The organism is Parageobacillus caldoxylosilyticus NBRC 107762 (assembly GCF_000632715.1).
Lineage (GTDB): Bacteria > Bacillota > Bacilli > Bacillales > Anoxybacillaceae > Saccharococcus > Saccharococcus caldoxylosilyticus.
This window is the reverse complement of sequence record NZ_BAWO01000009.1, coordinates 1-7,696: the sequence shown is the minus strand read 5'-3', so window position 1 is coordinate 7,696 and position 7,696 is coordinate 1. Positions and strand designations below refer to the sequence as shown.

At 45.3% G+C, this 7,696-nt stretch carries 6 protein-coding genes; all 6 read right to left on the bottom strand.

Annotated elements, in window-relative coordinates:
- Positions 1-66: 66 nt before the first annotated feature.
- Entirely contained in the window at positions 67-1,323 is a 1,257-nt protein-coding gene (gene urtA / locus GCA01S_RS04010; protein WP_042407427.1) for an urea ABC transporter substrate-binding protein, read from the bottom strand.
- 320 nt (positions 1,324-1,643) lie between these two features.
- The gene (locus GCA01S_RS04005) at positions 1,644-2,993 is read right to left on the bottom strand and encodes a GntP family permease (RefSeq protein ID WP_042407425.1); all 1,350 of its coding nucleotides are present in this window, start codon (positions 2,991-2,993) and stop codon (positions 1,644-1,646) included.
- Between the two features lie 61 nt (positions 2,994-3,054).
- The gene (gntK, locus tag GCA01S_RS04000) at positions 3,055-4,599 is read right to left on the bottom strand and encodes a gluconokinase (RefSeq protein ID WP_042407420.1); all 1,545 of its coding nucleotides are present in this window, start codon (positions 4,597-4,599) and stop codon (positions 3,055-3,057) included.
- Positions 4,583-5,617, bottom strand: a complete 1,035-nt coding sequence (locus GCA01S_RS03995) for a LacI family DNA-binding transcriptional regulator (RefSeq protein WP_042407417.1) — start codon at positions 5,615-5,617, stop codon at positions 4,583-4,585. The genes gntK and GCA01S_RS03995 overlap by 17 nt, the downstream gene beginning before the upstream one ends.
- A gap of 260 nt (positions 5,618-5,877) precedes the next feature.
- Positions 5,878-6,801, bottom strand: coding sequence for an AEC family transporter (locus GCA01S_RS03990; RefSeq protein ID WP_042407414.1), 924 nt, complete (start codon positions 6,799-6,801; stop codon positions 5,878-5,880).
- An 11-nt stretch (positions 6,802-6,812) separates the two neighbouring features.
- A complete protein-coding gene (locus tag GCA01S_RS03985) occupies positions 6,813-7,349 on the bottom strand; it encodes a response regulator (RefSeq protein WP_255212256.1) in 537 nt (178 codons plus the stop codon).
- Between the last annotated feature and the right edge of the window lie 347 nt (positions 7,350-7,696).

Below are 7,696 nucleotides of genomic sequence, written 5' to 3'. Positions count from 1 at the left end.
CAGGAATGCTCCTTTCTTGGAAATGGAAAGGAGCCTAAACTCCTTTCCACAACTGATATTTTTCACTTAATTTAAATTTTTCGCCCATTGATAGCTTTTTAAGTAAGGATCTGGCTTGATCGCTTTTCCGGAATTCCATAGTTCTTTAAACTGTCCGTTTGGCTGTATTTCTCCTATTCTCACAATCTTCCATGTATGTTGTGTTTCCCCATCGATTTTTACCGTTCCGCCAGGCGCTTTATACTCAATGCCATCCGCTGCTTTTTTCACCTTATCTACATCAAAAGAACCTGCTTTCTTCACCGCTTCCGCCCATAAATGAACGGCTAAATACGCTGCCTCGATCGGGTCATCAGTGACTCGATCTTTCCCGTATTTCTTTTTATATTTTTCTACAAACACTTTATTTTCCGGTGTATTAGTTGTCTGGAAATAATTCCACACGGCAAGATGACCGGCCAACACATCGCCGCCAATTCCACGAATTTCTTCTTCTGCGATACTGACGGACATAACAGTTAAATCTTTTGACGTAATCCCGGCATCTTTTAATTGCTTAAAGAAAGCGACGTTGCTGTCTCCATTTAATGTATTAAACACAACATCCGGCTTCACTTCTTTAATTTTGCTAATAATCGTGCTATAATCGGTATGACCAATCGGAGTGTACTCTTCTCCTACCAATTGTCCGCCCTCTGCCTTTAATTGAGCTTTAATAATTTTATTTGCTGTACGTGGAAACACATAATCCGAGCCAAGCAAGAAAAATTTCTTCCCTCTATTTTTTAGCAGCCAGCTTACCGCTGGGACGATTTGCTGATTGGTTGTGGCACCTGTATAAAAAATATTTGGTGAAGACTCCATCCCTTCGTACTGTACAGGATACCAAAGTAAACCATTATTTTGCTCTACGACAGGAAGCATTGCTTTTCGGCTTGCCGATGTCCATCCTCCAAAGATCGCCACCACTTTATCTTTCTGCAACAACTTTTTCGCCTTTTCTGCAAACGTCGGCCAGTCTGAAGCCCCATCCTCGATCACAGGCTCAATTTTTTTCCCTAGCAGACCGCCTGATTCATTAATCTCTTCAATCGCCATTAACTCCGCATCACGTAATGATACCTCACTAATCGCCATTGTGCCGCTCAATGAATGAAGAATACCTACTTTGACCGTGTCGCCCGTTCCCGATGTGCTTGTTTCTTTCTTACTTTCCTTCACCTCATCGACTGCCGATGACACAGCACATCCGCTTAATGCAAACATAAGCCCGCATAAAAGCAAGACTAACAGTTTAAAAGCTTTCCATTCCAATCTCTTCATGTAAACACTCCTTACAAGATTCTAAATTATTATGGCTAATTAGAATCAGGCATATACCTGATTTGGTAAAAGCTTCTCATGGCTGCGTGAGAAGCTTTCTATTTCCCTCCCTTCATTTTATGTAATATTAAATAACATAAAATGTAATATTTATATACAACATTATACATAATTTTCCCATTTAAGCAAGACAAAAATCTAAAAATATAATATATTTCGAATTTTTATGTCACAAATTATTACATGAAACTTAGCAAAAAAACGTCAGGACTCGTTATAGCAAGTTCCTGACATTTTTTCTTCTAGTTTTTCTTCTATTCTTAAATCACTAAGTTCAACAATACAATCAATACAAACGCTACCATGGAAATAATCGTCTCCATCACTGTCCATGTCATCAACGTTTCTTTGACGGTCATGCCAAAATACTCTTTAATCATCCAGAAGCCGGAATCGTTGACATGCGATAGAATCAAAGATCCTGCTCCGGTCGCTAATACGAGCAATTCCGTGTTCGTACCTGGAATGCTCGCAGCAATCGGGGCGACGATGCCGGCCGCTGTCATCATCGATACGGTCGCCGAGCCGGTTGCGATCCGAATGAGTGCGGCGATTCCCCATCCTAATAGGAGCGGAGACAGATGGGAATGCTTCGCTAAATCGGCAATTTGCTCCCCAATGCCCGAGTCAAGGAGCACTTTATTGAACGCTCCGCCGGCGCCGATGACAAGCAAAATATTGGCGACAGGACCAAGGCAGTCGTTGGCAAATTTCAACACTTTATCGCGGTTGAATCCGCGCGCGTAGCCAAGGCTAAAGAACGAATAAACCGTTGCGATTAACAGGGCGACGACCGGATCCCCAATAAAGCGCAACACTTTCGATGCTTCCGACGCTTGGTCTAGTGTGACATTGGCAATGGAAGCAATCAGCATTAGAATCACTGGAAGCAAAATCGTAAATAACGTGTTGCCAAAGCCAGGAAGGTCTTTTTCTTCTTTATGCTGCACAAGCTGCTCGGCGATTTCTGCCGGCACTTTTTTATACATGCGCGACCCGATCCATTTTCCAAACAACGGGCCGGCGATAATGGCTGTCGGCAATCCGACGATAATGGAATAAAGAATCGTTGTTCCAACATCGGCTTTAAAAATGCCGACGGCAGCCATCGCCGCCGGATGCGGCGGCACCAGCCCGTGCACGACCGACAATCCGGCAACGAGCGGGATTCCAATCGTCACGAGCGAAATTCCTGTCTCCATCGCAATCGTAAACACAAGCGGAATGAGCAGGACGAATCCTACTTGGAAAAATACCGGAATACCGACTAAAAAGGCAACGACCATCATCGCCCAATGAACGCGTTTTCGTCCAAAGCGGTCAATGAGCGTTTTTGCGATGCGTTCGGCGCCGCCAGACTCTGCCATCATTTTTCCAAGCATCGTCCCGAGCGCCAAGACGATCGCTAAAAATCCTAGCGTGTTGCCAAGACCTGTTTTGATGGAATCAATAATTCCCGGCGTTTCCTGCGACGGCGCGATCAACGGCATGCCCATCGCAAGCCCGACACCAACGGACGTTAAAATTAAAGCGACAAACGGATGCATTTTCGCAGCCGTAATCAGCAGCAATAAAACAACAATCGCGGCAATAACAATAGCAATTCCCATTTTTCGTTCCCCCTCTGTTGCGCTTGATGTAAACTAAACCGATTTAGTTACTAAAAACTTGTTAGCCACTTCTGCGCTGGAAAGAAGCAATCACATCAAACTCATCTTTTAATTGTTCATACAACCGCGTATACATATCAAATAATTCAGAATAAATGAGCGTATTTTCCGTATTCGGTTCATGACGGGCGATAATATGGATCCACGTTTTCACCGCATCAAGCGACGGAATATCGCCAAGCGCATACAATGCCAATGCCGCGGCGCCTAACGCCGACGCCTCGTGAGTTTCCGGCACTAATAGCTCTTTTCCCATCATATCGGCAAGCATTTGCCGCCAAAATGACGATTTGGCAAAGCCGCCCGATACGCGGATTTCCGAAAGCGGCCCCGTTACATCACGGATCGCCAGGGCAACGGAGAAGACGCTCATACATACCCCTTCCATTACCGCGCGAATGAAATGTTCCCGTTTATGATGAAGGCTGATGCCAAAAAACGTCCCTCTGGCATTCGCATTCCAGTATGGCGCCCGTTCCCCGGATAAAAACGGAAGAAACAGCAATCCTTCTGCCCCTGCCGGAACCCGCTCCGCATATTTTGTCAACAAATCATACGGATCGATGCCAAGCCTTTTCGCCACTTCGCGTTCCTGGCCGCCAAATTCATCGCTCAGCCACCGCAGCAAAATCCCACCGTTGTTCGTCGGCCCCCCAACAACCCAATGGTTTGGCGTCAAGGCATAACAAAACGTTCTTCCTTTTTCGTCCGTTTTTTGTACGGAGGAAATCGTCCGCACCGCGCCGCTTGTTCCGATCGTAATCGCCGCTTCTCCTGGCAAAATTGCGCCGACGCCGATATTGGCAAGCACCCCGTCACTCGCGCCGACGACAACCGGTACGTCCGGGTCCATCCCCATTTGCTCAGCCCATTCTTTTTTCATGCCCCGCAATAGATGCGTTGTCGGTACTAAACTAGATAACTGTGCCCGCGTAATGCCTAGAAGTTGAAGCACATCCGCATCCCAATCAAGCGTATCCAAGCGAAACAATCCGGTTGCTGAAGCGATCGAATAGTCGACGACATATTGGCCATATAGCCGGTACAAGACGTATTCTTTAATGGACACAAACTTATGCGCCTTTCGGAATACATCTGGCTGCTCTTCCTTCAGCCAAAGCAGTTTCGGAAGCGGCGACATCGGATGAATCGGCGTGCCAGTTCGCTTATAAATATCCAATCCGTTCCATTCCCTTAAAAGACGGTCCGCTTGTCCGACGCTGCGATTATCGGCCCAAATAATACAGCGGGTAAGCGGGCGTCCGGATCCATCCAACGCCATTAGCGAATGCATCGCCACACTAAATCCCATCGCTTTCACCTGATGAGAAGCAAGACGCAATTTGGTGATGACAGCGTTTACAGTTTGGACAACAGCCGAGAAAATCTCCTCGGGATCTTGTTCCGCCCAGCCCGGATGCGGCTGGATGATTGGATAATCCACTGCATGAGAGGAGAGCACCTGCCCGTGTTCACCAAACGCCACCGCTTTCGTGCTCGTCGTGCCGATATCGACACCAATGACTACTTTATCGTCTGCCGTCATTGTTGTTCCCCCTTTGTCGGACAGATTTCCGCTCTATCAATGTAGGCGGAAAGCGAAAAATTTGCGGCTTGTGTTTTTGTTTCCTGACAATTTGCATAAACAAACGCTCTGCTGCTTTTTTCCCCATCGCAAAAGTTGGTTGGGCAATCGTCGTTAACGTTGGCGTATAAATATCGGCAAACGGAACATCATCAATGCTAATCAGCGCCAAATCATCAGGCACATGGATGCCGTTGTTCTTAACGAAATGTAAAATTTTCATCAATGTCAAATCGTTAATCGCAAACAGCGCTTCCGGCGGACGGCCTGAGGCAAACAGCTTCGCTAGTTCCCTCTGAATGGAGGAAATTTCGGCTGTGACAAAATAATCAGCGATAACTGGAAGCCCTTTTTCCGTTAGCGCCTGCCGAAATCCTTCGATCCGCTCCATCCTTGGAACGACATGGGAAGCAAGCGGAGGAGCGACGGCGCCGATGCGCTCGTAACCGTGACTAGCCAAATATTCCACTGCCAAAGCGGCTGCGCGTTTATTATCAAGCAAAATCGCGTCGGCTTCCACCCCTGGAACCATGCGATCAACAAATACGAGCGGAAAGCGCTCCTCCACTAGCCGCTGATATACATCCTCGTTTTTTCCTGTTGTAAAAACAATCAAGCCATCCACTTGTTTAGCAAGCAACATGTCAATATATTTTTTCTCTTTTTCCGGGTCGTCATCGGAATTGGAGACGATGACATGAAAACCGCGCTCTTGGCACGCTTCCTCGATGGCATGCAAGACTTGGATCGTCAGCATATGCAAAATATTAAAGACAATGACACCGATTGTCGCTGTTGTTTTCTGTTTTAAGCTGCGGGCGATAATGTTCGGTTGATATCCTAGCTCTTCAATTGCCCGAGCAATTCGTTTTCTTGTTTCCTCGCTCATATATTCATAGCGTTTATTTAAATATTGCGATACCGTACTTTTCGAGACGTTGGCCAATTTCGCAACATCGGCCATCGTTACTTTCTTCAAAGGGATCCCTCTTTCACTAATAAATCGATTTAGTATTTATAAACGTTTTCATAAACCGGTTTAGTAGAATTATAAAACAAAATGAAAACGTTTTACAACTATTTTTTATTCAAATTTTTCTTCTGAAAAATCAACATATTACAGTGAGGACCAGTTTTCGATTGGAAAACAAGCAAATTAAGTACTTTCAATAAATTCGATCCGCATAGAAAAGAGCGCGAAACAAGCATTTCGCACCTTTCCCTACGGTTAATAGCTTATTAGAATAAAATCTTGGAGAGAAACACGATCATCGTTACTGTCACCGAACTAAGCAGCGTTGACACAAATACCGCCTGGGCGGCGTACTCCGGATGATGGCCGTATTCGAGTGCATAAAGCGCGGTGTTTCTGGAACATGGGTACGAACTTGCGATCAATAAAGCTTGAGCGGTCACTCCCTCAAGATGCAATGCAAAAATAATAACAGCGGCAACCGCCGGCGAAAGAAGCAGACGGCTGAAAACACTAAGATACAACAACGGTGGCAACTGTTTCAGATTAATATAAGCCACTTGGGCTCCCAGCGTCAGTAACGCAATAGCCAAGAAGGCATTGGCGACATTTTGAAGAGGATTCCAGATAAATGATGGAACCGGAATGTCTAGCGACCGAAAAAGCAATCCAAGCAAAAGTGCATAGATAATTGGATTTTTTAAAAATTCTGCCGTCACTTTCCCTTTCTTTTCATCAGCAGATATAAAATTAAATACACCATATGTATTAGTAAGGAAATTCTGAAAAATTGTTACAACAATTTGAATCGACAGCCCTAACGGCTGCTGGTGGAACACAAGCTGGCTGACAGGAATGCCGAAATTGCCAGAATTGTTGAGGACAATCGTATTTTGAAACGTCGCCGCTAGACTGCGGTCCATCTTTAACAACTTGGCCATAGCTGTGCTTATGGCGATTAGCGCTCCGTTTTGCAGCAGCAAAAACTCTAGCACTTGAAGCAATACGTCTCCGTCGATTTGGCTTTCATACACGTTTGTAAATCCAACCGCCGGCAGCAGCATATACATATTCAATTTAGATAAAGTATTCATGTCAAAATGGAAAATGCGATGCAATAGCGCCCCAAGGCCGACAAGAAAAAATACTGGCAGTATCACATGGAGTAAAATAAGAAGAAAAATATCCACTTCCCCTCCTCCTATCTTTTTAGCTTATAAATTCGTTCCGGCCTTCCTACCGAGCCGTACGAAATATCGGCCGTCACTTGGGAAATCGAAACAAGATATTCTAAATAGCGCCGTGATGTCGTCCGGCTTGCGCCGATCCGTTTGCCTACTTCTTCCGCCGTAATGCCGTCTTTACACTGCTTTACCACCGCCAGCACCTTCTCTAATGTCAGCGGCTGGATGCCCTTTGGCAATGAGTCATCCGCGTCGCCTGTGGTCTGTTCGCGGCGGATTAACTGATCGATGTCTTCTTGTCCGATTAATTCTTTTCCTTTCATCAGTTCGTGCATTTTATAATAGTATTCTTTATATCTCACCAGCGTTTCGGTAAACCTAGCGAGCATAATCGGTTTGATAATATAGTCAAATACTCCGCCATGCATCGCTTGCTTCAAGGTGTCAATTTCTCTTGCCGCGGTGATCATAATAATATCTATATTGGTAAAATGCTCACGAATCCATTTTAAAAATGCGAGTCCATTCATATCCGGAAATTGAACTACCCCCACTTATCGGCTAAAGCCGGTGGAAGCGGAGGATTCTTGTTTCCTTTGGCAGTTGTTGCTCAAAGGTTCCAAGAACCCCCTCCGTTCAACGAGAGGAGTAGCCATACGAGATGTCCGAAGTGTCCTTTCCGGACGACCAGCTATATGCCTATGAAAACACATATAGAAGGTACACCATCTTCCATTCGTATGGCATCCAAAGAACGCATTGCAATGCACCCAGCTCCTAGAATCGTCATCTGCTCCGGTGACGAGAGTAAGAGACTGGTACAATGCACTCTTGAATGAACAATATTTTTATATTAATAGGTATTCATTATGTTGTTATGCCAAAGTTTTTATTAGTTGCC